This window comes from Sorangium sp. So ce693, from assembly GCF_051521375.1.
Lineage (GTDB): Bacteria > Myxococcota_A > Polyangia > Polyangiales > Polyangiaceae > Sorangium > Sorangium atrum.
In genome coordinates this window covers 7,132,216-7,158,341 of the sequence record NZ_CP150347.1, presented here as the reverse complement: position 1 = coordinate 7,158,341, position 26,126 = coordinate 7,132,216, and the positions used below count along the sequence as shown (strand labels likewise).

The 26,126-nt window shown below is 73.0% G+C and carries 24 protein-coding genes; 16 read left to right on the top strand and 8 right to left on the bottom strand.

Annotated features, from left to right (window positions below; translation table 11 throughout):
- The first annotated feature begins 73 nt into the window (after positions 1 to 73).
- The 3 genes from WMF14_RS26615 to WMF14_RS26605 are packed head-to-tail and all read left to right on the top strand — an operon-like array spanning position 74 to position 6,094.
- A complete protein-coding gene (locus tag WMF14_RS26615; protein WP_437790515.1) occupies positions 74 to 3,133 on the top strand; it encodes a YbcC family protein in 3,060 nt (1,019 codons plus the stop codon).
- Positions 3,123 to 4,556: a proton-conducting transporter transmembrane domain-containing protein gene (locus tag WMF14_RS26610; RefSeq protein ID WP_437790513.1), complete on the top strand. Its 1,434-nt coding sequence runs from the start codon at positions 3,123 to 3,125 to the stop codon at positions 4,554 to 4,556. Before WMF14_RS26615 ends, WMF14_RS26610 begins: the two co-directional genes overlap by 11 nt.
- Positions 4,553 to 6,094, top strand: a complete 1,542-nt coding sequence (locus WMF14_RS26605) for a complex I subunit 4 family protein (protein WP_437790511.1) — start codon at positions 4,553 to 4,555, stop codon at positions 6,092 to 6,094. The genes WMF14_RS26610 and WMF14_RS26605 overlap by 4 nt, the downstream gene beginning before the upstream one ends.
- Before the next feature lie 59 nt (positions 6,095 to 6,153).
- On the opposite strand, the gene cysK is transcribed toward WMF14_RS26605, so the two are convergent.
- The gene (gene cysK / locus WMF14_RS26600; RefSeq protein WP_272095909.1) at positions 6,154 to 7,044 is read right to left on the bottom strand and encodes a cysteine synthase A; all 891 of its coding nucleotides are present in this window, start codon (positions 7,042 to 7,044) and stop codon (positions 6,154 to 6,156) included.
- A 182-nt stretch (positions 7,045 to 7,226) separates the two neighbouring features.
- Positions 7,227 to 8,087, bottom strand: coding sequence for an endonuclease/exonuclease/phosphatase family protein (locus WMF14_RS26595; protein WP_437790509.1), 861 nt, complete (start codon positions 8,085 to 8,087; stop codon positions 7,227 to 7,229).
- 180 nt (positions 8,088 to 8,267) lie between these two features.
- Between WMF14_RS26595 and WMF14_RS26590 the strand changes: the two genes are divergently transcribed.
- From WMF14_RS26590 to WMF14_RS26580, 3 genes are all read left to right on the top strand, one after another.
- Positions 8,268 to 8,630: a hypothetical protein gene (locus WMF14_RS26590; protein ID WP_437790507.1), complete on the top strand. Its 363-nt coding sequence runs from the start codon at positions 8,268 to 8,270 to the stop codon at positions 8,628 to 8,630.
- Between the two features lie 172 nt (positions 8,631 to 8,802).
- On the top strand, positions 8,803 to 9,801 hold the full coding sequence (locus tag WMF14_RS26585) for an SDR family NAD(P)-dependent oxidoreductase (RefSeq protein WP_437790505.1): 999 nt from the start codon (positions 8,803 to 8,805) through the stop codon (positions 9,799 to 9,801).
- Between the two features lie 77 nt (positions 9,802 to 9,878).
- Positions 9,879 to 11,024, top strand: a complete 1,146-nt coding sequence (locus WMF14_RS26580) for a DegT/DnrJ/EryC1/StrS family aminotransferase (RefSeq protein ID WP_272093680.1) — start codon at positions 9,879 to 9,881, stop codon at positions 11,022 to 11,024.
- Here the strand turns inward: WMF14_RS26580 and WMF14_RS26575 are convergent.
- Positions 11,013 to 11,723, bottom strand: a complete 711-nt coding sequence (locus WMF14_RS26575) for a nucleotidyltransferase family protein (RefSeq protein WP_272093679.1) — start codon at positions 11,721 to 11,723, stop codon at positions 11,013 to 11,015. The two genes, WMF14_RS26580 and WMF14_RS26575, sit on opposite strands and share 12 nt — an antisense overlap.
- A 189-nt stretch (positions 11,724 to 11,912) precedes the next feature.
- Here WMF14_RS26575 and WMF14_RS26570 point away from each other — a divergent pair, with 189 nt between their 5' ends.
- Positions 11,913 to 12,263, top strand: coding sequence for a hypothetical protein (locus WMF14_RS26570; protein ID WP_272093678.1), 351 nt, complete (start codon positions 11,913 to 11,915; stop codon positions 12,261 to 12,263).
- 10 nt (positions 12,264 to 12,273) lie between these two features.
- Positions 12,274 to 12,642: a hypothetical protein gene (locus WMF14_RS26565; RefSeq protein WP_272093677.1), complete on the top strand. Its 369-nt coding sequence runs from the start codon at positions 12,274 to 12,276 to the stop codon at positions 12,640 to 12,642.
- Between the two features lie 27 nt (positions 12,643 to 12,669).
- On the opposite strand, the gene WMF14_RS26560 is transcribed toward WMF14_RS26565, so the two are convergent.
- Positions 12,670 to 13,407, bottom strand: coding sequence for a tetratricopeptide repeat protein (locus tag WMF14_RS26560; protein WP_437790502.1), 738 nt, complete (start codon positions 13,405 to 13,407; stop codon positions 12,670 to 12,672).
- 171 nt (positions 13,408 to 13,578) lie between these two features.
- Between WMF14_RS26560 and WMF14_RS26555 the strand changes: the two genes are divergently transcribed.
- The 3 genes from WMF14_RS26555 (at position 13,579) to WMF14_RS26545 (ending at position 16,150) form a co-directional block, all read left to right on the top strand.
- A complete protein-coding gene (locus WMF14_RS26555) occupies positions 13,579 to 13,995 on the top strand; it encodes a tellurite resistance TerB family protein (RefSeq protein ID WP_272093675.1) in 417 nt (138 codons plus the stop codon).
- A gap of 133 nt (positions 13,996 to 14,128) precedes the next feature.
- Positions 14,129 to 14,986 (top strand): serine/threonine protein kinase, encoded by an 858-nt coding sequence (locus WMF14_RS26550; protein WP_437790501.1) that lies wholly within the window; start codon positions 14,129 to 14,131, stop codon positions 14,984 to 14,986.
- Positions 14,987 to 15,034: 48 nt separating this feature from the next.
- On the top strand, positions 15,035 to 16,150 hold the full coding sequence (locus WMF14_RS26545; RefSeq protein ID WP_437790499.1) for a pyridoxal-phosphate-dependent aminotransferase family protein: 1,116 nt from the start codon (positions 15,035 to 15,037) through the stop codon (positions 16,148 to 16,150).
- A gap of 63 nt (positions 16,151 to 16,213) precedes the next feature.
- Here the strand turns inward: WMF14_RS26545 and WMF14_RS26540 are convergent, their stop codons facing one another.
- Entirely contained in the window at positions 16,214 to 16,822 is a 609-nt protein-coding gene (locus tag WMF14_RS26540) for an FKBP-type peptidyl-prolyl cis-trans isomerase (RefSeq protein WP_276596374.1), read from the bottom strand.
- A gap of 121 nt (positions 16,823 to 16,943) precedes the next feature.
- On the opposite strand from WMF14_RS26540, the gene WMF14_RS26535 reads away from it, so the two are divergent.
- From WMF14_RS26535 to WMF14_RS26515, 5 genes are all read left to right on the top strand, one after another.
- Positions 16,944 to 18,791, top strand: coding sequence for a hypothetical protein (locus tag WMF14_RS26535; RefSeq protein WP_437790497.1), 1,848 nt, complete (start codon positions 16,944 to 16,946; stop codon positions 18,789 to 18,791).
- Positions 18,792 to 18,806: 15 nt separating this feature from the next.
- Complete coding sequence (locus tag WMF14_RS26530; RefSeq protein WP_437790495.1) at positions 18,807 to 19,856, top strand: matrixin family metalloprotease; 1,050 nt, start codon at positions 18,807 to 18,809, stop codon at positions 19,854 to 19,856.
- Complete coding sequence (locus tag WMF14_RS26525) at positions 19,795 to 21,108, top strand: hypothetical protein (protein WP_437790493.1); 1,314 nt, start codon at positions 19,795 to 19,797, stop codon at positions 21,106 to 21,108. The genes WMF14_RS26530 and WMF14_RS26525 overlap by 62 nt, the downstream gene beginning before the upstream one ends.
- Before the next feature lie 358 nt (positions 21,109 to 21,466).
- Positions 21,467 to 22,099 carry a TetR/AcrR family transcriptional regulator gene (locus tag WMF14_RS26520; protein ID WP_437790491.1) on the top strand — a complete coding sequence of 211 codons (633 nt, stop codon included), beginning with the start codon at positions 21,467 to 21,469 and terminating at the stop codon, positions 22,097 to 22,099.
- The gene (locus WMF14_RS26515; protein ID WP_437790490.1) at positions 22,096 to 23,040 is read left to right on the top strand and encodes an alpha/beta fold hydrolase; all 945 of its coding nucleotides are present in this window, start codon (positions 22,096 to 22,098) and stop codon (positions 23,038 to 23,040) included. Before WMF14_RS26520 ends, WMF14_RS26515 begins: the two co-directional genes overlap by 4 nt.
- A 32-nt stretch (positions 23,041 to 23,072) precedes the next feature.
- Here the strand turns inward: WMF14_RS26515 and WMF14_RS26510 are convergent, their stop codons facing one another.
- Genes WMF14_RS26510 through WMF14_RS26500 form a run of 3 tightly spaced genes read right to left on the bottom strand, consistent with a single transcriptional unit; the run spans position 23,073 to position 25,755 of the window.
- Positions 23,073 to 24,002, bottom strand: coding sequence for an aldo/keto reductase (locus tag WMF14_RS26510; protein ID WP_437790489.1), 930 nt, complete (start codon positions 24,000 to 24,002; stop codon positions 23,073 to 23,075).
- Between the two features lie 57 nt (positions 24,003 to 24,059).
- Entirely contained in the window at positions 24,060 to 24,893 is an 834-nt protein-coding gene (locus WMF14_RS26505; RefSeq protein WP_272093666.1) for an ABC transporter permease, read from the bottom strand.
- A complete protein-coding gene (locus tag WMF14_RS26500) occupies positions 24,886 to 25,755 on the bottom strand; it encodes an ABC transporter ATP-binding protein (RefSeq protein WP_437790487.1) in 870 nt (289 codons plus the stop codon). The genes WMF14_RS26505 and WMF14_RS26500 overlap by 8 nt, the downstream gene beginning before the upstream one ends.
- Between the last annotated feature and the right edge of the window lie 371 nt (positions 25,756 to 26,126).

Genomic DNA, 26,126 nt, shown 5'->3' with positions numbered 1-26,126 from the left:
GTCGAGACGCCATGGCGCGGGAGGGGGAAGCGCGCGTGGGGCTCTCCATGAACAACCGCCACTCGGGAACCCCATGAACAGCGAGCTCTCTCAGGATCTTCGCTCGAGCGCCGCCCGGCAGAAGCACCTGTGCGACGTGGTCGAGCACGCCGGACACCTCCTGCCGGCGCAGGGGCCGATCGGCGTGTTCGTCCACCACAACACGTTGCACGCGTTCCAGCACCTGCCGTTCCACGACGCGCTCGCCGCGGCGAGCGCCGTCTTCGAGGCCGAGCCGTATCTCTCTGAGGCAGATTACCACGCGCACATCGCGTCGGGTCGGATCGGCGACGAGGACCTCGAGGCCGCGCTCGCGGGGCGGTTCGCCGCGCGGCCGGACGAGCGCCGAGGCCCGCTGTCCCGGCACGAGATCGAGCGGCTCGCGCTGCGCCACCCGATCGACGCCGAGACCGCGGCGGGCCTCCTGTGGCGTATCTCCGAGGCGGGGGAGACGCGCAGGCTCCGGGCCGACGTCCCCGACGAGCGACGCCGGCGCATCGTCCAGAACACGGAGCGCTGGCTCGAGGCGCACCCGGAGATCGCGGCGCGCCTCCTCGACCGGGGGGGCCGCGATCCGGAGTCGCGCGCCGCCCTCGCGCTCTGGGACGCGTGCCGCGCCGTTCCGCTGCCGCCCGCCCCTCCCGTGGAGCCGCCGCTCGTCGAGCGCGTGGGCGCCGACCGGTCGCACCGCGATCTGCTGATCGAGCTCGCAGGCGAGGACCCGGCCGAGCTCGTCGATCCGCTCGTGATCCGCTTCCTTGGCGCTTACCTTGACGAGGGCATCGCGCACTGGGCGATGCCCGATCGAGCGCAGGGGCTCTGGCGCTGCTTTCGCGACATGGCGCTCGAGGGCTCCTGGCTGGCCGCTCCGGCGTTCGTCGGGCTCGACGTGGAGCTCCGCCGGCTCGACGCGGAGGCGCTGTCGCCGCCCGCCATCGCGCTGCGCGCCCTCGAGGAGCTCTCCGTCGCCGAGGATCACTGGGACGTGTACGTGACGCGCGTGCTGCTCGAGCTTCCGGGCTGGGCCGGCATGATCCACCGCCTCGAGCACACCCCGAGCGACCGGCCTCCGGGATCGCCGCCCGTATCGCTGGTCGAGTACCTCGCCGTGCGCCTGACGCTCGCCCGGTACGCGCTGCGCGACGTCGCGCGCCGGCGGCTCGGGTACCGGGGGCCCCTCGCTGGCCTCGTCGAGCATGCCCGGCGGGCCGCGCGGCCCCCTGCGCCGCCGTCGAGCTCTCCCGACCACGCCAGGCCGTTCCGCCTGTTCCAGCTCGCTCAGCTCGCCGGCCTCTCGGCCGCCGAGATCGAGCCGCTGTCCACGGCGGAGCGCGTCTGGGCGCTCGAGGCGCTCGAGGCGTTCGACGAGATCGCGCGGCGCCGCGTCCTGCACGAGGCCTACGAGCACCACCACCGGGCCGAGGTGCTGCACGGGATCGCCGCGAACCTCCGGCGCCCGGAGGAGGAGCGCTCCGTGGAGGCGCCGCGCTTCCAGGTCGCGTTCTGCATCGACGACCGCTGCGAGGGCCTCCGGCGGCATTTCGAGGAGCTGTCGCCGCGGCACGAGACCTTCGGCGTGGCCGGGTTCTTCGGCGTGCCGATCCGCTACCGCGGGCTCGACGACGCCGGCCACGTGAGCCTCTGCCCGGTCGGCGTGGAGCCGGCGCACGAGATCGTCGAGCGGCCGCACGAGGAGGAGGCGGGCTGGCGCCGAAAGGCTCGCCGCAAGCGCTGGGCGCGGCTCCTGCACGCGCTGGGGCGCGGTACCCACACCATGGCGCGCGGCGTGCTGCTCACCCCGACCCTGGGCCTCCTGTCCACCGTGCCGCTCGTGGGACGCACCCTGTTTCCGCGGGCCGTGGCGAGGCTGCGCCGCGCCCTCGAGCGGCGCCTGCTCCCGCCGGTGCCGACGCGGCTCCACAGCCCGCATGACGAGGGCTCCGGCGCGGGCGGCGAGGGGCAGCCGTTCACCGCCGCGGCCAAGGCGGCCCGCGTGGCTGCCACGCTGGAGAACATGGGGCTCACGCGCGTCTTTGCGCCGATCGTGGTCGTGCTCGGCCACGGGGCGACCAGCGTGAACAACCCGCACCAGTCGGCGTACGACTGCGGCGCGTGCGGCGGCCGCCACGGCGGCCCGAACGCGCGGCTGTTCGCGGCCATGGCGAACGATCCCGAGGTCCGCGTGCTGCTCGCCGCGCGCGGCATCGACATCCCGGACGGGACCTTCTTCCTCGGCGGCATGAACAACACGACGACGGACGAGATCGTCCTCTACGACCAGAACCTCGTGCCGGCGTCCCACCGCGGCGAGCTCTCGGCGCTGGTCGGGGCGCTCGACGCTGCGCGCCAGCAGCACGCGCACGAGCGCTGCCGGAGGTTCGCGTCGGCGCCGCGCGAGGGCGACGCCGCGCGGGCGCTCGCGCACGTCGAGGCGCGCGCCGCGGATCTCAGCGAGGCGCGGCCCGAGCTGGGGCACGTCACCAACGCGGTCTGCGTCGTCGGCCGCCGGTCGCTCACCCGCGGGCTGTTCCTCGACCGCAGGGCGTTCCTCGTCTCGTACGACCCGACCCAGGACCAGGGCGGGACGATCCTCGAGCGCATCCTGCTCGCGGTCGGCCCGGTCGGGGCAGGGATCAACCTCGAGTACTACTTCTCCTGCGTCGACAACCGTCGCTATGGCGCCGGCACCAAGCTCCCGCACAACCTCGCCTCGCTGCTCGGGGTCATGGAGGGATCGCTGAGCGACCTGCGCACCGGGCTGCCGAAGCAGATGATCGAGATCCACGAGCCGGTGCGCCTGCTCGTCATCGTGGAGGCGAGCACGGAGACGGCAGGCGCGCTCTACGCGCGGCAGCCGGCCCTCCGCGAGCTCATCGGCAACGGCTGGATCCAGCTCGCCTGCGTCGATCCGGCGACGGGCCGGATCGCGTGCTTCACGGGCGACGGCTTCGCGCCGTTCTCTCCACCGCATCAACCCCTGCCTGCGGTCCAGCGCTCCGCCGACTGGTACGCCGGGAGGTCCGGCTTCGTTCCGCCTGCGCTCATCCGAGCCGCGTCAACGCGGCCACGTGAGGTCGTCGACCATGCTGTCTGATGTGCTCCTCGGCAAGCTCGCCGCGCTCGCCGTGCTCTCTCCGGCGGCGGCGTTCGCCGCGCTCGGCGCCTACCTGCTGCTCGTTCGCACGCCGAGCGAGCGCGTCGTGTCGCGCGTCGTGCTCTCCACGCTCGCGCTCTCGCTCGCGGCCTCGCTGGCGATATGGCTCTCGGCCGTCGCGGCGCCCTACGCGTTCGTCCCGGTGGCGCTCGGCCACTGGTTCGAGCTCGGCGATTATGCGTTCGAGGTCGTCCTGCTCGTCGATCGGCTGTCGGCGACGATGATGCTCCTCGTCTCGCTGATCGCGCTCCTGGTCGGCAGGTTCTCGGTGGCGTACCTGCACCGCGAGCCGGGCTTCGCGCGCTTCTTCCTGCTCCTCGCGCTGTTTTCGACCGGGATGCTGGGGCTCGTGTCGGCGGGCACCGTCGATCTCCTCTTCGCCGGCTGGGAGCTCGTCGGCGCGACGAGCGTGCTGCTCGTGGCCTTCTTCCACGAGCGCGAGGCGCCGCCGCGGGCCGCGGTGCGCGTGTACATCACCTACCGGCTCTGTGACATCGGGTTGCTCGGGGGCGCGGTGCTCATGCACGACGTCGCCCGCTCCTCGCAGTGGGGCGAGGTGTTCGGCGGCTCGCCCTGGCCCGGGACCGCCGCGTCGCTCGGGCCCGGCGCGGCCACGGCGCTCGCGCTGTGCCTGTTCCTCGCCGCGATGGGCAAGAGCGCGCAGTTTCCCGTGGGCAGCTGGCTGCCGCGGGCCATGGAGGGGCCGACGCCGTCGAGCGCGCTCTTCTACGGCGCCATCTCGGTGCACGCCGGGGTGTACCTCATGCTCCGCGCGGCCCCGCTGCTCCAGCGCTCGCTCGCCGCGAGCGTGGTGATCGCCTGCGTCGGGGCGGCGACGGCCGTCTACGGCACGATGGTGGGGCGCGTGCAGGCGGACGTGAAGGGCGCGCTCGCGCACGCGACGATGACGCAGGTGGGGCTCATGTTCGTGGAGATCGGGCTCGGGCTCTACTGGCTCGCGCTCGTCCACCTGTTCGCCCACGCCTGCCTGCGCTGCCTCCAGCTGCTGCGCGCCCCCTCGGCGCTCCGCGACGCGCAGGACATCCGGGCCGCGCACGCCGGCGAGCCGCTGCCGCACCTCGGGCTCGCTGGCCGGCTCCTGCCGGCGGCGCTCGTGCGGCGCGCGTACTGGCTGTCCCTCGACCGCTTCCACCTCGAGGGGCTGCAGGAGCGGCTCTTCGCCGCGCCGCTGATGCGCCTCGGGCGCCTGCTCGACCAGAGCGAGCGCCGCTGGGTGGCGGCGCTGAGCGGCTGGCCTGAGCGCACCCCCGCAGAGCCCGGCGACGAGGACGCCCGCGACGCGACAGAGGGCGCGGCGGCCTTTCAGCCCCGCGCGCGCGACACGAAGAGGGCTCGCACATGAACGCCTTTCCGCTCCTCGGGACGCTCATCCTCACGCCCGCGATCGCGGCGCTGTTCGCCGCCCGGGCGCGCAGCGACGAGCGCGCGCGCCGCGTCGCCCTCATCGGCGCGGCGCTCACCCTGCTCCTCTCGTTGCTGCCGCTCGCGCTCTCGTACGCCGGCGTCGCGCTCACCGCCGGGGGGCCCGCCCTGCCGCTCCTCGGGGCGCGCCTCCGCCTCGGCCTCGACGGCTTCACCATCACCCTGCTCCCTCTGCTCGGCTTCGTCCTGCTCGCCCTGCTCGCCGCGAGCCCGCGCGCCGCGATCGATCCGCCCGGCGCCGCCGCGCTGCTCGCCACCGGCAGCGCCATCCTCGGCGTGTTCTGCTCCGTCGATCTCGCGGTGCTCGCGGCGGCGTGGGTCGCCGCGCTCGTGCCGGTGGATCGCCTGGTCGCCAGGAAGGGCGCCCAGGACCCGCTCCTCCGGCGCACCTGCCGCATCTTCCTGCTGGGGGGCACGGCGCCGCTCGTCGTGGCGATCGGCGCCATCGCCGTGCTCGCCGCGCGCCAGGGCGCCGCCCTGCCGTTCGACGTCGAGGAGATCGCCCGCGTCGGCGTCCCCGAAGCGTGGCAGTCGCCGCTGTTCGCGCTCGTCGGCATCGCGGTGCTGATGCGCATGGCCGCCGTGCCGTTCCACGGCTGGCTGCCGGTGCTGCTGGAGCGGGGGCCGCTCGGCGTGACCATCCTGCTCGCCCAGATGCAGGTCGGCGTCTGCGTGCTCGTTCGCGTGGGGGCGACGCTCCTGCCCCTGGGCTGCGCCGACGGCATGCCGATCCTCGCCGTCCTCGGCCTGATCAGCGCGCTGCACGGCGCGGTGCTCGCGCTGGTCCAGACCGATCTGCGCCGGCTGCTCGGCTACCTCGTGGCGAGCCAGAAGGGGCTCGTGCTCCTGGGGGTCGCCTCGCTGAGCCCGCAGAGCGTGAGCGGCGCGCTCCTGCAGAGCGTCGCCTTGTCGATCGCGATCACGGGGCTCACGATGGTCGTCGGCGCGATCGAGGCGCGCGCCGGTACGGCGGACACGCGCGAGCTCGGCGGCCTCGTCGCCCGGACGCCCCGCATGGCCGCCTTCTTCTTCCTGCTCGCGTGCGCCATGATCGGGATGCCGGGAGCGCTCTCGTTCGTGAGCGAGGACCTGCTCCTGCATGGAATCTTGCATGCCCATCCCGTGCTCGCGGTGCTCGCGTTGACGGCGGCGGCGCTCAACGGGATCACGCTGTTCCGGGCGTTCCAGCGGACCTTCCTGGGGCCGCTCCGGCGCCACCTGAAGGGCGCCGCGCTGGAGGCGCTCGTGCTTCGCGAGCGCGCGTTCCTGCTCGCGCTCGTCGCGCTCACCGTCGTCCTGGGGGTGGCCCCGGCGCGGCTGATCGCGATCCATGAGCCGGTGGTCGAGCGGGTCCTCCACGACGTGGCGCACGGCGCGCAGGCGCGCCTCGCGGCAGCGGCGAACCGCCGCTTCACCGACGCGGACGGCCGAGCGCCCCATCGTGACGGACGGCCGTAGCCATGTGTCGCGTCCGGCGGCTGGCGCGCGCTGCGCGCGCCGCCGCCGCCGGATGTGCCTCAGAGCAGGTAGCGTTCTCCCGAGTCGGGCAGCACGGTCACGATCGTCCCGCGCACCCTGCGCGCGATTTCAACGGCCGCGTGGACGTTGGCGCCGGAGCTCGGCCCGACGAGGAGCCCCTCCTCGCGGGCGAGCCGCCGCGCCATGCGCGAGGCGCCCGCTTCGGTCACCGTGAGGATCTCGTCGATGAGCGATCGCTCGAGGATCGCCGGGACGAAGCCGGGGCCGATGCCCTGGATGCCGTGGGGGCCGGGGCCTCGCCCGGAGAGCACGGCGCTCTTCGTCGGTTCGACGGCGCAGATGCGGACCGCGCTGCCGAGCTGATCCCGGAGCACGCGACCGCAGCCGGTCAGCGTGCCGCCCGTGCCCACGCCGGCGACGAAGGCCGCGATGTCGCCGCCGGTCTGCGCGAGGATCTCGAGGCCGGTGGCGCGCGCGTGGGCGCCGGGGTTCGCCGGGTTCTGGAACTGCTGGCTCATCCACCCGCCGGGGGTCGCCTCGCAGATCTCGATCGCGCGGGCGACCGCGCCGGCCATGCCCTGGCCCTCGGGCGTGAGGACGATCTCGGCGCCGTACGCGCGGAGGACGTGCCGGCGCTCGACGCTCATGTCCTCGGGCATGACCACCACGCAGCGGTAGCCGCGCACGGCGGCGATCATCGCGAGGCTGATCCCCGTGTTGCCGCTCGTCGCCTCGACGATGGTCGACCCTCTCCTGAGGATCCCTTCGCGCTCGGCGCAGAGCACCATGCCGAGCGCCGCCCTGTCCTTGACGCTGCCGCCCGGGTTCATCGACTCGAGCTTGCCGTAGACGACGCCTCCGCCCTCGGGCGAGATCCGGGCGAGGCGGACGAGCGGCGTGCCGCCGATGAGCGACAGGGCGTCCGGCACGACCGGACCGACGCGGACCGCGACAGCAGGCGGAGGAGCCGAGCTATCGCCGGGCGCGTCGGGCGGGCTCGGCGGTTCGCCGCCCGGCGCTCGAGGGGACGACATGCCGCCAGTGTACACGTGAACAGGGCACCCCCGGGCACGCGCCGGAGCGCGCGCCCCTCCGGGGGCGCCGGCCCGCTTTACATCGAGATCTCCGAGAGCACCCCGTAATGATCCGAAGCGGCGACGCCGTTGCGGATCTCCTCGAAGACGACCCTCGACGAGAGGGGCTTGCCTCGCCCCTGCGCGTCCGGGCCGCGGACGAAGACGTAATCGATGCGGCGCGGGTACTCGTTCGTGATGGCCGCGAACGGGTTCCGCGCGGGATCGAAGGTGAACCCGGGGCCCTTGCCCGCCTGGTCGAAGGTGTCGGCGAAGTACACGCTCTTCTGGTTCAGGGCGTGCAGCCCCTTCATGAACCGGATCTCCGTGGCCTCGGGCTGCGCGTTGAAGTCGCCGACGACGATGGGCGGCAGGCCTTCCATGGGCGCCTCGCGCATGACGATGTCGGCCGCGGCCGCGACCTGCGCCTCGCGCACGGCGCCGTGGTGGAACTTCCAGTTGAGGTGGGTGACGAAGAACGGGATCGCGCCGTGGGGCGACCCGAGCTCGGCGAGCAGGATCGAGCGCTTCTCGTCGGTCTCGCCCGTGGGCAGGGGGAACGCCTGGCTCCGCGCGATCGGCCAGCGCGACAGCACGGCGTTGCCGAAGAGCACGCCGCCGCCGAGGTCGTGCGCGGCGCCGAACGCGGCCTCGTAGCCGAGCCCGTCCGCGATGCTGTCGGCCAGCGATCGGCCCTCGTACGACAGGACCTCCTGGAGGCCGACAACGTCGGGATCGAGCTCGCGGAGCCCCTCCCGGATGAGCTCGAGGCGCGCCTCCCACGGGTCGTGGCGGTTCCAGATGTTCAGGGTGAGCACCCGGAGGGAGCTGCGAACACGGATGCCGGATCCGCCGTGCGGGGCGCCGCTGACCCCGGAGCCTTCTCGAGGACGTTCCATGTCGACGGGCTACGCCAGCTGCGCGCCCGGATCCAGCCGTGATACGAAGGGCCCGGCGCAGGCCGCTGCCCCTCCGGCGCGGAAGGGCGGCCTTGACCGGGAGAACCCTGAATGATCACGTGTGCTCGTCGACGCGGGCGGCCAGGATCGGCCTCCTTCCGACCTCGGACCTCGCTCCGCATGACCGCGAGCTTCCTCCTGCTCGCGCTGGCCGCCGGTTGCGAGAGCAAGATGGATCCCAAGGAGTGCGACAAAGTCCGCGGCGACGCCTTCGAGCTGGTGAACAAGGCGCAGCACTGCAACACGGACGCCGACTGCCGTCAGAGCGAGTGGCCGGGCTGTGCGAAGCCCATCAGCAACGCGACCTTCGACAAGATCAAGCCCATGTCAGAGAGCTACAAGACGGGCAAGTGCGAGGAGCCCAAGGTGGACTGCAAGCCCCCGCCGGAGTCGTACTGCAAGCAGGGGCTCTGCGTTCACCGCGAGCTCGGCACGGCGGAGGGGGCGGGCAACACGCCCACCGACCAGATCCAGATCCAGTGATCCCCGCGACGCCGTCCGCCAGCGCGCCTCGCGGGCCGCTGCGCGGCGGCGCTGCCCGCGCGGGGCGCGCGCCGGCCCGCCCCGCGCGCGGGACAGCGCCGCCGGGCGCAAACGGGCGCGCCGCCTCGGTACGCGCTTGACGCGCGAACCCGCAGAGGCCACGGACGCGGCCGTGAGCGAAGGCTTCTATCGCGGCAAGCGCGTCGTGGTGACCGGCGCCGGCGGGTTCATCGGCAGCCACCTCGTCGAGGCGCTGATCCGGGAGGGCGCGCGCGTGAGGGCGCTCGTCCGGTACACCTCGGGCTCGCGGCGCGGGCACCTCGACCGGCTCCCCGAGGACGTCCTCGCGGAGGTCGAGGTCGTCCCCGGCAACGTGGAGGACGCGGGCGCGGTCCGGTCGCTCGTGCGCGGCGCCGACGTCGTGTTCCACCTCGCGGCCCTGATCGGGATCCCGTACTCGTACGTGGCCCCGCAGCAGTACGTGGCGACGAACGTGCAGGGCACGCTGAACGTCCTCGAGGCGGCGCGCGAGCACGGCGCGCGCGTTGTCCACACGTCGACGAGCGAGACCTACGGCACAGCGCGCTACACGCCCATCGACGAGGCGCACCCCCTGACCGGCCAGTCCCCGTACTCGGCCACGAAGATCGGCGCCGACAAGCTCGCCGAGAGCTATCACCTCTCGTTCGGCCTCGAGGTGGCGACCATCCGGCCGTTCAACACCTACGGCCCGCGGCAGTCGTCGCGCGCGATCATCCCGAGCGTGATGCAGCAGCTCGCGGCCGGCAGCGCCGCGCTCCGCATCGGGAGCACCACGCCGGTGCGGGACCTCAACTTCGTGACCGACACCGTCGCCGGCTTCCTCCTCGTCGGATCGAGCGCGCGGGCCGTGGGGCAGACGCTCAACGTCGGGAGCGGGCGCGCCATCTCGATCGGCGATCTGATCCGGCTCATCTTCGAGGTGACGGGCAAGCGCGCGGAGCTCGTGACGGACGAGGCCCGGGTGCGCCCTGACGCGAGCGAGGTCATGGTGCTGCTCGCCGATTTCCGTCGCGCCGCGGAGCTCGTCGGCTACGCGCCCCGCGTGCCGCTCGAGGAGGGGCTCGCGCGGACGTACGCCTATGTCGAGCGTCACCTCACCGATTACCGGCCGCGCGAGTACGCGATCTGACGCGCGTCGCCGCGCGGCCGGGGGCCAGCGCCTCGCGCGCCCTCTCCGCGAGGCGCCGGCTGGATGGATGGAAGGCCATGTGGAAGATACCTCTCAGCGATCTCTCGTTCGGGCCTGAAGAAGCCGAGGCCGCGCGGCAGGTCGTCGCGTCGGGCTGGTTGACGATGGGGGAGCGGACGGCGCAGTTCGAGCGGGAGCTCGGCGAGGCGCTCGGCACCCCGAGGGTGCTCGCCGTGACGAACTGCACCGCCGCGCTGCACCTCGCGTACACCGCGCTCTCCGTGGGCCCCGGCGACGAGGTGATCTGCCCGAGCCTCACGTTCGTGGCGACCGCCAACGCCGCGCTCCTGTGCGGCGCCAACGTGGTGCTCGCCGACATCGTCGGCGACGACGACCTCGGCGTCGATCCCGCCGACATCGTCCGCAAGATCACCCCGAGGACGCGGGCGATCGCGGTCGTCCATTACGCCGGCTACCCCTGCGACATGGACGCGATCTCCGCGATCGCGGCCGAGCGGGGGCTCGCGGTGGTCGAGGACGCGGCGCACGCGCCGCTCGCGAGCTACCGGGGCAGGGCGCTCGGGACGCTGGGGGACGTCGGCTGCCTGAGCTTCTTCTCGAACAAGAACCTCGCGGTGGGCGAGGGGGGCGCCGTGATCGCGAGGGACGACGCGCTCCACGCGCGCATGCGGCTCCTCCGCGCGCACGGGATGACGACGCTCACCCTCGATCGGCACAAGGGGCACGCGTTCACCTACGACGTCGTGGAGGCGGGCATGAACTACCGCATCGACGAGATCCGCAGCGCCATCGGCCTCGTGCAGCTCGGCCGGCTCGCGGCGGGAAACGCGCGTCGGCGCGCGCTCGCGGCGCGCTACCACGAGCGCCTCGCCGGGGTGCGGGGCCTCGGGCTGCCGTACCGCGACTTCTACGCGCGCGGGCTGGGGGAGAGCGCGCACCACCTCATGCCGGTGCTCCTGCCCGAGGGCACCTCGCGCGAGGCCGTGATGGAGGCCATGAAGGCGCGCGGGATCCAGACGAGCGTGCACTACACGCCGATCCACCGCTTCTCGCACCACGGCGCCTCCGAACGGGTGCGCAAGGAGGGGCTCTCGCGGACGGACGCGATCGCGGGCCGCCAGCTCACGCTGCCGCTCCACCCGCGCATGCCCGACGCCGACGTCGACGCCGTGTGCGAGGCGCTCGCCGCGTCACTCGGGTAGGTACCGCTGCCGGTTCTTCTCGAACTCGTCCTGCGCCTCGGCGAAGTCGTCGCTCCTTCCGATGTCGAGCCAGTGGCCCCGGAAGGGGAAGGTGGCGACCGGCTCGCCGGCGCCGAGCAGCGCGTGCATCAGGTCGTCGAACCCGAACGGCCGGCCCTCGGGGATGAAGCGCAGCACGCCGCGGCTCATCGCGTAGATGCCCATGCTGACCCAGAACGTGTACGTCGGCTTCTCGCGGAAGCTGACGACGCGCCCGTCGGGGCCGAGGTCGAGCACGCCCAGGTCGATCTTCGAGGCGCGCTCGCAGACGGCGACGGTGAGGGGCGATCCGGTCGACTCGCCCGTCCGGTGGAGCGCCGTGAAGTCGAGATCGCTGAGGATGTCGCCGTTCATCACGAGGAAGCGCTCCGGCAGGTCCCGCTCGATGACCCGGAGCGGACCCACGGTCCCGAGCGGCGTGTCCTCGCGCTGGTAGGAGATGCGCAGCCCGTATCGGCTCCCCTCGCCGACGACCGCCTCGATGAGCGCGGCCTGGTGGCCGACGCACATCACGACGTCGGTGACCCCCGCCCGGGCCAGCTGCCGGAGGAGGATCTCGACGATCGTGTGATCCCCGATCGGCATCAACGGCTTCGGAATAAGCGCGGTGTAGGGGCGGAGCCGGGAGCCTTTGCCGCCGGCAAGCACGACTGCCTTCATGCGGTGACGTATACCCACGCGCTGCCCCGACGGGGTACCATTCCGCAGAATTTCACGCTCGCCCGGCCTGCAGCGTCCTCTCCGATTGACTCTCTTCGGGCTGCTCTATTACTGGTTGGAGAGCGTCCCGCGGCAGGTCAGCCCCGGCGTGGGGCGATTCACCCTTCACAGGCGACTTGGGCAGCAATCATGACGATGGTACCTCCCTCCCGTACCCCCGCCAGGAAGCGCCGGAAGCTCGGATATCGAGGCAGCGGCACCTTCGCCATGTGCAGCGCCGGCCCGCACCCGGGCGGTCCGCTCTTCCGGCAGCTGTGCACGCTCGCTGACCGCTTCAACGCCTGCGAGGACGATCCGGCCGCGGCGCAGATCGGGAGCGTGCTCTCGCTGCTCGCCCTCTACGCGACCAAGCCGAACGACCGGGATTTCCGGTTGCCGTTCGGCTCTTTCGTCATGGATCTCGCCCTGGCCGACGAGGCGCGCGCTCGGGCGCCGGGCGCCGGGCCCATCCCGTACGGGCGCCTGCTGCTCGCTCGCTGACCTGGGCTTCATGAGCACGCGAGAGCTACCGACACGCCCAGCGGGGCGCAGCAAGCGGACGGCATCGGCCTCGGTGGTGCTCATCGTGAGCGCCAGCGAGCAGCTCGCGGAGCGTTGCCGGCGGCTGGTCTTCGTCGAGGGCGCCGACCTGCTCGCGTGCGATCTCGTGTCGCTGCGCGGCAGCGCGGCATGGCTGAACCCGCTGGCCATCGTGATGACCCAGGACGTGCGGGCGTTCGACCCGGAAGGGTTCATCGAGCTGTCGCGGCGCATCGGCGCCGAGCTCGTGGTGCTCCCCTCCGAGAGCGTGCCGGATACACAGCTCGCCGCGATGATCACGGCGGCGCTGGACATCGCCCAGCGCCGCCGGACCGACTGACGGCGACGAGCCGCGGTCGAGGCCGCGTCAGTCGCGCGGCGGGAGGACGTCGCCGGATCGGCTCGCCCGCAGGCACCCCTCGTCGAGGCCGAGCTTGCACGCCTTCGTGAACAGCTCGACCGCCTTCCGGTCGTCGCGCTGCACGCCCTCACCCTCCGCGTGGAGGTGCCCGAGCTCGACGCACGCGTGGGCGTTCCCGCGCTCGCAGATGCGCTGGAACAGCGCCGCCGCGCGACCGGGATCGGCGCTCGCGCCCTGGCCGTGGAGGTAGGCCCTGCCTGCCGCGAGGCACCCGAGGTTCGCGCCCGCGTGGCACGCGCGCGCGTGCCAGTAGAGCGCCGCCTCGTCCGCTTCGCTCGCCCCGCCGGCGCCGTCCGCGCGCGCGAGCCGATCGTGGTAGGCGTCGCCGAGCCGCAAGCAGCCGCGCGCGCTCCCCTCCGCGCACGCCTTCTCGAACAGCGTCATCGCTCGCTCCACATCGATCGAGACGATCGCTCCACCCAGGTACATCGAACCCAGCGTCACGCAGTCCTCGATCTGGTGGTCGGCGCAGCCGTTCGTGCAGCCGACGAGATCGTCCGCCTCGCAGGGCAGCCGCAGCGGCGGCGGGGCCGCCTCGGCGCTCACCGCGGTCCGCGGGGTCGCCGCGCGCCCCTCGGGTGCAGGTCGACCCGGCTCGGCGGGGCGCCGCGCCGCGGTCGCGCTGCTGCAGCCGCAGAGGAAGAGCGCGCCGAGGAGCGGCGGGGCGAGTTCGCGCACGTGCATGCTCGAACTCATGACACACAGGGAGCGCTCTCCCAATGCCGCCCATCGGGCGCGTTCAGCGCCGCCGCGTTTGCCCCGGGCGCGCGGGTTTGCCCCGGGCGCGCGGGGTACGGGGACGCTCCAGGGCTGGTCCCGCGCCGGGCCTCGGTGTACACGGGGCCGATGCCCCAGATGAGCCCTCCTCCGCTGCAAACGCTTGATGAGCCGAACCTCGAGGCGCTCGTCGAGCTGATGTTCCTCGCGGCGTTCGCCGACGGCGAGTTCAGCCCGGAGGAGAAGATCCATTTCGCCCGGAGCGTAGAGTCGCTCACGGATCGACGGATCCCGCAGAGCACAATGGACACGCTCCTCCAGAGCGTGGTGGAGCAGCTCCACAGGGAGGGCCGCGCGGCCCGGCTCGCGTCGCTCAAGGAGCGGCTGGCCAGCCCGCAGGCCCGGAAGGTCGCCTTCTTCCTGGCCGCTCAGGTCGTGGTCGCCGACGGGATCGTCAGGAGCAGCGAGCGCGAGCTCTTGCTCGACGTGGCCGCGGCGCTCGAGCTCGATCAGGCCGAGGCCGCGGAGATCGTGCGGAAGCTCGCCGCTTCATGAGCGGCCGGCCGCCCTCGGCGCTCCGCGTCCGGGGCGCCATGGACGCCCCCTGCGCCGCGAAGGCGGGCTGCTGCGCGGGGCGAGCGTGGCGGGGTGAACGGGCGCCGGCGTTTTCGGTTACGATGGCCTCGCCGTGACCTGGTCCTCGACTGGCAGTTTCCTGATCCCGTTTCCGGTGCCGGGCTCAGCGCTGACCTCCACCCGGGGGACGTACGTGATCGGGGCGCTCATCGGCGACGGGCAGTATGGCTCGGTGTACGAGTGCAGCGGGCCGTTCGATCAGGTGTACGCCCTGAAGATGCTGCGGCCGGCGAACAAGCCCTACCAGGTCGTCAAGGAAGAGTGGTCGCGCGAGATGCTCCGCCTGGAGAGCTTCCGCCATCCGAACATCGTCTACATCCACGACGCGTTCGAGGTGAACTACCTGTTCTACCTGGCGCTCGAGCGGTGCGACACGAGCCTCCGGGCGCTGCTCGGCGCCCCGTTCCAGCCGTCGCTGCTCCTGGAGCTCTCGCGCCAGCTGCTGATGACGCTGCAGTACCTGCACGACAACGGCGTCGTGCACGCCGATCTGCACGCGGGCAACGTGCTGATCTCGCAGCTCGACCACAGGCCGCTCGTCAAGCTCACCGACTTCGGCGTGGCGCACCAGCTCGACGGCGTCACCCGCTGGTTCCGCCCGCAGGTCGCGAACCCGAAGATCCTCGTGCCGGAGCTCGTGACGGCGGGCTACACGACGACGCAGAGCGACCTCTACCAGCTCGGCCTGCTCATGTACCAGATGCACACCGGGCAACCGGCGATCGACGTGAACGTCGCCTACGAGGAGATCACGCGGCAGATCGCCGAGGGCACCCCCCGGCAGAAGGCCGAGGCGCTCGGCACGCCGCTCAGCCAGGTGATCGCCAAGCTGCTGCGCCGCCGCGACGCCTACCGCTACCACTCCGCGCGCGATGTCTGGGACGATCTGCGCCAGCTCCGCTGGGCGTAGCGCGATCTCCGCTGCGTCCCGCGCGCGTTCCGGGCTAGATCTCGCGGCATGATCGCCGCCGCAACCCCACGCGTCGTCTCGCTCACGCCCGCGGTCTTCCACCTGCCGGACGCGGTGAACCAGGTCTCCCGCACCTACGGGGAGAGCCCGATCGTCCCGCGTGGCCCCCGGCTCCGGCCGCTGCTCGACAGGGCCCGGCACGGCATCGTCGAGGCCCTCGGCGCGCCCGGCTACGAGGCCATCCTGCTCACGGGCTCGGGATCGACCTCCATGGCCGCCGTGCTCGGCTCCTGCTTGCGGCGCGACGAGCGGCTCCTCGTCGTCCGGAACGGCGCCTACGGCGACCGGATCTTCGAGTACGCCGCCACGCTCGGCCAGCCGGCGGTCGACATGTGCCTGCCCTACGGCGAGAGGCCGGACCTCGCGAAGATCGAGGCCATCCTGGCGGCGGACGAGGTCGACGCGGTGGCCATGGTCTACGGGGGCACGTCGACGTGCACGTTGAACCCCGTGCCCGAGGTCGGCGCGCTCGCCCGGAAGTACGGCAAGAAGCTCCTCGTCGACGGCATCAGCGCGCTCTTCGTCGAGCCGCTGGCCCTCGAGGGCTCAGGCATCGCCGCCGTCATGGGCTCGTGCAACAAGGGCCTCCACAGCCACCCCAACCTGACGGTAGCGCTGGTCCGCAAGGACCTGCTCGCCGAGATGGAGCGGATCCCCGCCCGCGTCCCGAGCCTGGAGCTCCACAAGACGTGGCGCGCCCAGCAGGGCGGCGCGCACCCGTACACGATCGATCCGATGAGCCTCTGCCAGGTGATCGCGGCGCTGGATCACCTCGCCGCGACCGGCGGCGTCGCCGGGCGTCACGCCGTGTACCAGGCGCGCTGCGCGATCCTGCGCCCCGGCTACGAGCGCCTCGGGCTGACGATCGCGCGCTGGGAGAACATGCCGCTCCAGTCGATCGGGACGGCGCTGCACATCCCGGCCGGGCGGACCTATGACGAGATGGCGAGCCGGCTCGCCAGCGAGCCGGTCGATGGGCACGTGTTCGAGATCTACGCGGCCCAGGGGAAGCTCTCGGACCGGCTGTTCCGGATCTTCCACATGGGCGAGTACCCGCTCGAGGCCTACGAGATCTTCCTCAAGGCGCTCGCGCGCGTCGTCTGAGCGCGGCGCCCGCGGCTTACTCCGCGCGGCGCCCGCGGCTTACTTCGCGCGGCCGCCCGCGGCTCACTTCGCCTCCTTGGGCGCCTCCTTCTTCTCGGCCGGCGCCGCGGGCTTGTTGCCCTTGGCCGCCTTGTCGCCCGCGGGCTTGGCCGCCTTGTCGGCCGTGGTCTTCCCGGCCTTGTCCTCCCCGGCCGCGTCCTTCGCCGCGTCGCCGACGCCGAGCAGCTCGATGTCGAAGACCAGCGTCGCCTTGGCCGGGATCTTCGGCGGGCTGCCCGCGTCGCCGTAGGCGAGGCGGGAGGGGATCGTGAGCTTGCGCTTGCCGCCCACCTTCATCCCGGCCACGCCCTGGTCCCAGCCCTTGATGACCTCCGACGCGCCGAGCGTGAACTCGAACGGCTCGCGGCCGACGGAGGAGTCGAACTCGGCGTTGTTCTTCAGCAGGCGCCCCGTGTAGTGGACGCGAACTTTGTCGCCGTCCTTCGCCTCCGGGCCGGTGCCCACGACGGTGTCTTCCTTGATGAGATCGGCGGGCTCCGGCTCGGCGGGCTTCACCGCCGGCACGGCGCTGCCCGGCGGCAGATCCGGCTCGGGGACCTTCTCCTCGCAGCCCGCGACCGGGCCGAGGAGGACAGCGCAGGAGATGGCGATGACGATCTGGAGAGGCTTCATGGCGCCACGTATTACGCACCCAGCGCGGGGCGATCAACGGTCACCCGCCGCGCCCGGGGCCTCCTGGCCGTCCGGGTTTCCGTTGCAGCGCTCCGGCCCGCGCGGTTAGGGTGCGGCCACCTTGGCTCGCGCGTTCTCCGTCGCTGCCCTGGCGATCGCCGAGGGGGGCGCCAATGCCGTTGGCGCGGTGCGCTTCACCTGCGCCGAGGCGGAGCTCGAGGTCGAGCTGGTCCGCGTCGCCGGCTACGCCGAGGGGTTCGCCCTGGGCGCCGTGGCGGCGCCGGTCCGCTTCGGGGTGCCTTACACAGCGATCCGCGGCCTCTTCCGGCGCGGCAAGGCGCTCTGCGTGGCGCTCGATCCGTCCGCGTGCTCGCCGCACAACTGCTTCGTCCTCGCGCGCTTCGAGGGCGATCTGCCCGGCGTGCCCGGCGTGACCTCGCCGGCGGCGATGGAGGCGATGGAGAGCGCCTACCGCGCGCGCCTCAACGCCCGCATGGCGAGCTGGATCGCGCCGGCGCCGCTCGGCGTGCTCGCGGCCGCTCTGTCCCCCGACTATCTCGCGAGCGGCCCGCTCGGGACCGCGTCGCTCGCGTGCCTCGTCGCGCTCGCGACCTGGCTCGCGCTGCGCTTCGTCGCGCGGCTCGCGACCTGGGGAGGGCCGCCCTCGGACCGCCTGCGCGACGCGCTCGTGGCGGAGATGTCGAGCCGCATGGGCTTCGCGTCGGAGCGGCTCGCGGCCTCGTCCCCCGGCTCGCCGGCTGCGCCCGTGTTCGCGCCCCGCCCGACGCCGCTCGGCGAGCGGCCGGGGCGCGAACAAAGGCGCGGTGTCGAGGAGGGGATCGACGCGCTCCCGCTCCGGGCCCGCGTGCTCGTGCCCGCGGCGCTCGCGGTGATCGGCATCGTGGCGACGATGGCGTTCGTGCAGCGGTTCGCGGCGCCCCGCGATCAGCCGCCGGCCGAGCGACAGGCGGCGCGCGGCGTCGGGCAGGCGACCCGCGGAGCCACCGCCGCGCTCCTCGCGAGCGAGGTCCGGGAGCGCGCCGAGCCGTCGTTCCCGCACTGCCTCTGCGATCGCGCCGACTCGCCGCTCTGGCGGACGGGGGTGCCGATCCTCAGCCTGCTCGGATCGACAGGGCCGGACGACGGCGCCGGGGTGATCGCGCCGATCCTGCGGCAGGAACGCGCGGACGACGACGCGGAGAGCGAGGCCGGCGCGGGGCAGGGCGACGCCGCCGGGGAGCCGGGCGACGCCGGGGTGGACCCGGGCGACGCGGGCCGGGACGGCGGCGCGACGCGGCCGGCGCGCGGCCGCTACGACTTCGAGCTCGCGGTCGTGAACAACAGCGGCGCGCCCGTCAGCGACTTCCGCGTGCTGCTCACGTTCGCGCGGCGCGATCTCCGCGGCGAGCGCGCCGGCATCACCGAGCGTGGGCTGTTCTGGGAAGGCGCGCTCGGGCCGGGGCGCGCGGTGAAGTGGCACGTCGAGGCGCCCGGCACGGAGGTGAAGATCGAGCCGGGCGTGACGGGCATGCTCGACGGCGAGACCGGCGTGGCGTCGCCCGACGCCTTCTTCCAGCTCACGCGCGCGCGCTACCGCGTGGTGCGCATCCACGCGGCGATGATGCTCGCCTGGCTCCGCGACCCGCGCGCCCGCGACGCGCTCGTGTCGCTCCTGCCCGCCGCGCCCGCGGAGGAGGCGATGCTCGGCCGGATCCGGCGCGCGACGGCCGATGTCATCCCCTGCTCGGCCGCGGTCGTCGAGGGGCGGCTTCGCGCGTGCCTCTTCAACGGCGGCGTGAATCCGGTGCGCGGCGTCACGCTGCGCGAGGTCGCGGCAGGCGAGGGCAGCGCGCCGCGCTCCTGGCCCGTCGCGGCGACCTTGCCGGTGCACGAGGGGGTGGAGGTGACGCTGCCCCTCGAGGGGAGCGCGGCGCCCGAGGAGCTCGAGGTGGTCCCGCAGGACCGATGAGCCGATGATGGGGGGATGAAGAGAGGCTTCAGGGCCGCGGTCGCCCTGGGCACCCCGCTCGCCGCCGCGCTGGGGCTGCTCGCGGGGGCCCGCGAGGCCGCCGCGTGGGCGCCGCTCGATCTCGAGGTCGTCCCCCGCTGGCGCGAGCTGCCGGTCGGCTACCACATCAACGGGGGGACGATCCCGGGGCCGCTCTCCAGCTTCGCTGCTGCCAGCATCGAGGCCGGCTTCGCGGCGTGGTCGAGCCCCGGATGCACGGCGTGGGAGGCCGATCTCCTCGGCGACACGGACGACGGCTACGACTTCGACGACGGCAAGAGCGTGTTCCTCTGGATCAGCGACAGCTGGCCTGGCGAGCTCGGGCAAGCCGGCTCGGTCATCGCGGTCACGATGCCGGTCTGGGATCCCGACGGCGTCATCGGCGAGGCCGACATGATCTTCAACAACGTCGGCTTCTGCTGGGACGACACGGGCGAAGGAGACTGCATCGATGTGCGGTCGATCGCGACGCACGAAGAAGGGCACTTCCTTGGCCTCGGCCACACGAACGTGCGCGGCGCGACGATGCTGGGGTTCTACCCGGGCGGCACGTCGGCGCGCACGATCGAGGACGACGACATCGAAGGCGTCTGCGCGCTCTACCCGATCGCCGGGACGGGCGCCGCGAGCTCGGGCGGCGGCGGCTTCGGCGCGGGCGCGACGGCGACCTCGGGCGCATCGGGCGGCGCGGCGTCGGGGAGCGAGGACGCGCCGAAGAGCGGCAATGGGGACGAGGCCGAGGGCGACGCCGGCTGCTCCTGTTCGGGCGCTGGCCAGCCGCCGAGCGCTCCCGGCGCCCTGCCGATGACGGCGCTCGGCGCGCTGCTGGCCCTCTGGTGCAGGCGGCCGCGCCAGACCCTGCGCGAGCGGCAGCAATCGGGCCGGGCAGGAGGGCGGGCCGCCCGCGTTGTCGCGCGGACGGGTGCGCTTTACAACCCAGCGCAGCCGGGGCAAACGTGCCGCCATGCCCGAGCCGAGCACCGCAGCGTTCGAGGCGGAGGTCGCGTGTGCCCTCCGCTCCCTTGAGGCCGAAAGCACCGTTCCCGCCCTCGATCCGCTCGGCGATCCGGCCGGGGCGGCGTGCGCGCTCTCGGCGGAGGGCGCCGACGCGCCGCTGATCCTCCGGGTCGCGCCCGAGCTTGGCGCGCTGCGGCGGGAGCAGGATACGGGCTTCGGCCCGGCGCCGCGGGACCCCGTGTGGCTCCGGATCGAGCGCGGCGCGAGCGTCGTCCGGCTCGCGCCGCTGAGGCTCGCGGGCGCCCGCCACGCGCGGCCCCAGGCAGGCGGCGCGGAGGCCAGCGCGGGCGCGGCCGGGGAGGGGACGGCCGAGCCTCGCGACGCGGTGGGCGTCCAGGTGATCTCGGAGCGGCGCCCGTGCTGCGGCGCACCCGCGTGCGCGCGCGAGCGGACCTACGTCGCCGCCTGGCTCGCGCTCGCCGGGCCCGCGCGCGCCACGGAGGCGCGGCGCCTGCTCGTCGCCGAGGCGCAGGATCTCGAGGCCGAGCGCGCGGAGGCGCTCGTCGAGGCGGTGGCGGCGCCGCTCGCGACTGCGCTGGGCGTCCCGCTGGAGACGGCGCGGGGGACCGAGCCGCCCGGCGCCATCGCGCCGCGGCCCCTCCCGGAGCCCGCGCCGACGCCGCTGCCAGCGCTGCCGGCCGCCGCGCTGTCGCGGTTCGCGATCCGGAGCGAGGGCGAGCTCCTCGTCTTGCGGGACCACGCGAGCCACGGCCCGCGCGGCTCCGCGGCCCGCAACGCGCTCATCGGGGCCGCGCTGCTGCTCGCCGCGCTCGCGCTCTGGATCCAGGTCATGCGGAGCGTCTCCGCGGGGGACAGCGGCATTGCCATCGGCGTCGGCAGCGCCGCCGCGCTGCTCTCGCTCGCAGGCTACGCCTTCCTGGGCGTCGCCAGGTTCTCGTCCCGTTACGCAGCGCGCTCCGCCCCGGTCGTGTCGTTCGGCCCGGGCCGCTTCGTCGTCGCCCCCTGGGTGAGCCGCACCGGCGCGATCGACCTGCGCCCCGAGGGCCGGCTCGGGGCGGCCGTCTCCGCCGGGGAGGTCCGCGACATCCGCGTGCTCCCGCGCGGCGACCGGTTCGCGGTCGAGATCGACACCGACCACGGGCCCATCGACGCCCTCCTCACCGAGCGTGAGGACGTCGCGCGCTACTGGCGGGACGCGATGGATCGCGCCGTCGCCTCGGTGCGCCACGCCGGCGGCCCCTCCGCCAAGCAGCGCCTCCGGGCGCGCGCCCAGGCACAGCAGGCCTCCGCGGCGGGCTGAGCCTTACCGGCGCTCGTCGCCTGCGAGGGGCGTACGCAAAAAGATGTCCGGCACGGGACCGCTCGAGTGTCGTAGGGGCGGACGCTCTCAACCTCGGACGCCCTGAACCTCGGTCGCAACCTCGGTCGGACGCCGGACGCCCCTCAACCTGGGTCGGACGCCGGACGGACGCCCTGAACCTCAGACGCCCTGAACCTCGGTCGGGCACCCTGAACCTCAGACGCCCTGAACCTCGGTCGGGCACCCTGTCGGGCACCCTCACCCCCGCCCTCAACCTGGGTCGGACGCCCACCATTGCGCGCTGGACCCATCAATTCCCCCTTGTGCGCCGCTCCTTTTCGTATAATGAACAAGTTCAGTGAACGCGTTCACTCAAAAGCCCGGCAGGCGCGACGCCCAGAAGGACGCGACGCGCGCCCGGATCCTCGAGGCCGCGCGCGACCACTTCGAGCGCCACGGTTTCGAGGCCGCCAACGTCCGCTCCATCGCCGCGGACGCCGGCGTGGCAGCCGGCACGGTCCTCCTCCACTTCGCCGACAAGCGCGACCTGCTTCACGCCGCGCTGTTCGACGACCTCGCCGCCACCGCGGCCGAGGCCATCGGCGACGAGGAGCCCGGCCCCCTCGAGCAGCGGCTCCACCGCCTCGGGGCCGCCTTCTTCGCGTACTACGCCCGCCGGCCGGCCCTCTCGAAGACGCTGCTCCGCGACGCGCTGTTCGCCGACCCGCCCTGGCAGGCCCGCTTCACCGAGCAGGTCGCCGCCGTGCACGGCCGCGTCGTCGAGCTCTTCAACGCCGCCCGCGCGCAGGGCGAGGTCGCCGACGACGCCGACCCCGCGCTCTTCGGCGTCGCCTTCTTCTCCTTCTACTACTTCGCGCTGATCGCCTGGGCCCAGGGCGCGCACCCGTCGCCCATCGCCCTGCTCGATCGGCTCGTCGCTCAGCACCTTTGCGGCCTCCGCCCCGCAGCCAACGTCAGGAGGGCTCGATGACGTCATCCATCATGTTCCGCAGTCCAGAGGCGCGCGCGCGCATCGCGGCGTGGTTCGACAGGTTCCACGAGAAGCTCCCGGTCCCGGCCCGATCGCGCGAGGTCTCGACCCGCTTCGGCGCCACGCACGTCCTCGTCGCCGGCCCCGAGGACGCCCCGCCGCTCGTCTGCCTGCACGGCGCGCTCGCCAGCTCCGCGCACCTCATGCCCGAGCTCGGCCCGCTCCTCACGCGCTACCGCGTCCACGTCGTCGACGTCATCGGCCAGTCCGTCAAGAGCGCCGACGTCCGCCTGCCGATCGACGGGCCCGCCTACGCCGAGTGGCTCACCGACGTCCTCGACGCGCTCGGCCTCGCGCGCACCCACCTCCTCGGCGTGAGCTGGGGCGGCTTCGCGGCCCTGCGCATGGCCCAGGCCGCGCCCGCCCGCATCGACCGGCTCGTCCTGATCGTGCCGGCGGCCCTGGTGTCGGGCTCGGCGTGGCAAGGCCTCACCCGCATCGCGATCCCGATGGCCCTCTACCGCGCCTTCCCCTCGGAAGAGCGCCTCGCGCGCCTCGTCTCCGGGCTGTTCTCCACGCACGACGACATGTGGTGCTCCTACTTCGGCGACGCCGTGCGCAGCTACCGGCTCGATTTCCGCCCGCCCCCGCTCGCAACACCCGCGTCCCTCGCCGGGTTCACGCGGCCCGCGCTCGTGTTCGGCGCCGACGACGACGTGAGCTTCCCCGGCGCGAAGCTGCTGGCGCGCGCGAAGGAGCTCCTGCCGCGCGCCGAGACCGAGCTGCTCGAGGGGTGCCGCCACTCGCCCCCCACCGACGACGCCTTCCGCGCGCGGCTCTGCGAGCGGATCGCGCGCTTCCTCGGGAGCGACGCCGCGCGTGACGCCGCCGACGTCGCGCCGCCCCCCGCGCCCCCCGGGCTCGTCGCGCCGGTCGCTTGACCCCGCGCCGCGCTCCCGCCCGCGAGCGCCCCTCAGTGCCCCGACACGTCGTCGACCTGCGCAAAGGCCCGGATGAGGCGCTCGCGCGCCCGCGCCGACAGCGGCGGCGCCTCGATCGATCGCACGTTCTCCAGGAGGTGCTCCACGCTGCTCGTCCCCGACAGGATCACGTGCGCCCCGGGCTCGTCCCTGCAGAAGCGGTACGCCGCGTCCGGGAGCGACGAGGCGCCCTCTCCTTCCAGGAGACGCTCAAGCCCCTCGTCGCCGAGCTCGGGCGACACCTTGCCCCGCGCCGCCAGGTCGGCGAGCAGCTCCCGCAGCCGCGCGGACCGGCTCAGCGCGCGCCGGACCGCGAACATGATCAGCGTCCCGATGTCCTTCGCCCGCGTCAGCGGGAACACCCTCGCTCGCGCCGACTGGTTCAGGAGGTTGAACCCGACCATCACGACGTCCCACACATCGTCGAGGAGCGCCTGCTCGAGCATCGCGTGCGTCGGATCGGCGGCGAACGCCTCCGTGATGCCGAGGAAGCGGATCTTGCCCTGCTCGCGCAGGCGCAGCAGCACGGGGACGATCCGCTCGCGCAGATCGGCGTACTGGTGCGGCAGTACCCCGTGCAGATGGTAGACGTCGACGTGATCCGTGCCGAGCCGCTCGAGGCTCGCATGCAGCGACGACACCACGTCTTCCTGCCGGAGCGGCGCCTCGAGGCGCGTCGTCTTCTTCGTCGAGAGCACGACGCTGTCGCGCGGCACCTCGCGGAGCGCCTTCCCGACGAGCCCCTCGGTCCCGTACGCCTCCGCCGTGTCGATGAAGCTCACGCCGCGCTCGATGGCCGCACGGACGAGCCGGAGCGACTCGGCCTCCGCGATGCGCCCTGACCCGAGCCGGCTGTCGCCGCCCGCACCCAGGCCGAGCACGCTGACCTCGAGGCCGGTCCGGCCCAGGATGATTCGATTCACGGTCGTCCTCTCCCTCGATGAACGGTGAGCTTCACGGAGCCCACGCCGGGCGCGGGCTCACTCCTTCGGGGCGACCTTCCATGACGTGAACCGCCGCTCGACGCGCATGAGCAGGTGATTGAACGTCAGCCCGAGCGCCGTGATCGTCAAGATGCCGACATACATGCTCGGGATCTGGAAATTGTATTGCGCGTAGATGATCAGGTATCCGAGCCCCGCCTTGGCCCCGATCATCTCCGCCGCCACGAGGACGAGCAGCGAGTACGCGCCCGCCAGGCGGATACCCACGAAGATCGTCGGGACGGCGGCCGGCAGGATGACCTTGCGGAACAGCTGGAGCGGCGACAGCCCCATCGTGCGCGCCGACTTGATGAGCAGCGGATCGACCCCGCGCACCCCGCTGATCGTGTTGAGCAGGATCGGCCAGGTGCACGAGTAGATGACGAGCGCGATCTTGGAGGCCTCCCCGATCCCGAGCAGCAGCAGGAACACGGGCAGGAGCGCGAGCGCGGCCGTGTTGCGCAGCACCTCGAGCAGCGGATTGAGCGCGTCCGCCACGCCCTTGTACCACCCGATCGCGAGCCCGAGCGGCACGCCCACCGAGATCGCCAGCGTGAAGCCGACGAGAGAGCGCGACAGGCTCGCCTTGATGTGGCTCAGGAGCTGCCCGTTCTGGAGGAGCTGCCACCCGGTCCCCAGCACCTCGGACAGCGGCGGCAGGAACGCCGCCTCCACGAGGCCCACCCGCGGCGCCGTCTCCCACAGGGCGGCGACCGCGAGGAGGATCCCCGTGCGCGCGACGGCGCGGCCGAACCACCGCGCCGCGTCGCCCACGAGCTGCCCTTGCTGCGACTCCTCGGGCAGCGGAATCGATTGCTCCAGGCTAGCCATTGACCGCCACCACGCCCGCCACGGGGCGGCTCTCCGCCGCGCGCTTCTGTCGCTTGCTCCGCTCCTGCTCCTCGGCCTTCAGCACCTCCTCGCGCAGCAGCGTCCAGATCTCGTGCCGCAGCCTGCCGAACTCGGGAGTCGACCGCGCGTCCTCATAGCCCCGGATCTCCTCCGGGATGTCGATCACCCGCTTCACGCGGCCGGGCCGGGACGTCATGATCGCCACCCGCTGCCCGAGGAACACCGCCTCGTCGATGCTGTGCGTGATGAACAGGATCGTCTTTCGCGACTTCTCCCAGATCCGGAGCAGCTCGGCCTGCAGCGACTCGCGCGTCTGCGCGTCCAGCGCCGCGAACGGCTCGTCCATCATCAGCACCTCCGGGTCGTAGGCGAGGCTCCTCGCGATGGCCACCCGCTGCTTCATGCCGCCCGACAGCTCGTGCGGATACCGATCCTCGAAGCCGGAGAGGCTGACCAGATCCAGGTAATCCTGCGCGATCTCCTTGCGCCGGCTCTCCGGGATGCCCTTGGCCTCGAGCCCGAACTCGACGTTCTCGCGCGCCGTCCGCCACGGGAACAGCGCGTACTGCTGGAACACGATCCCCCGATCGAGGGCAGGGCCCGTGATCGGCTTGCCGTCGAGCAGGAGCTTGCCGCTGGATGGCTTCGACAGGCCGCCGAGCAGATCGATGAGCGTCGACTTGCCGCACCCGCTCGGCCCGACGAGGACCATCAGCTCGCCGGCCCTCACGTCGAGGTTGAGGTCCTCGATGGCCGTGAACCGCGCGTCCTCCTTGGTCCCCGCCGGCCCCTTGACGGCGAATGTCTTGCTCACGTTGTGGAACTGGATCTTGTTGCTCATGGCTCCTCCTGCTCCCGAACCTCGACGAGGGTGGGCCCCTTCACGGACCGCCCTTCCAAAACGGGTCGAACTCGCTGTACGGCTCGTCAAATCCCGCCATCCGGTGCGCACCGTCGCACCGCCATGAGGCCCATTCAGGCGCGGTCGTGGAGCGCCATCCTCGACCGTTCCGGTGGCGTTGAGCACGCCGCGTACCAAGTGTGAGCCGGCTCCGCAGACGCAAATCCGCTATAACAGATGGCGGCCTGCTGCTGGGGCAGCAGGCGCTTGCTCGAGGAGTGTTGCTACAGCAACAGTGGATCCGTCCTTACGAACCAGGGCGGTCTGCGGACGGTTTGATGGGGACGCATGACAGTTATTTCGACGAGCGG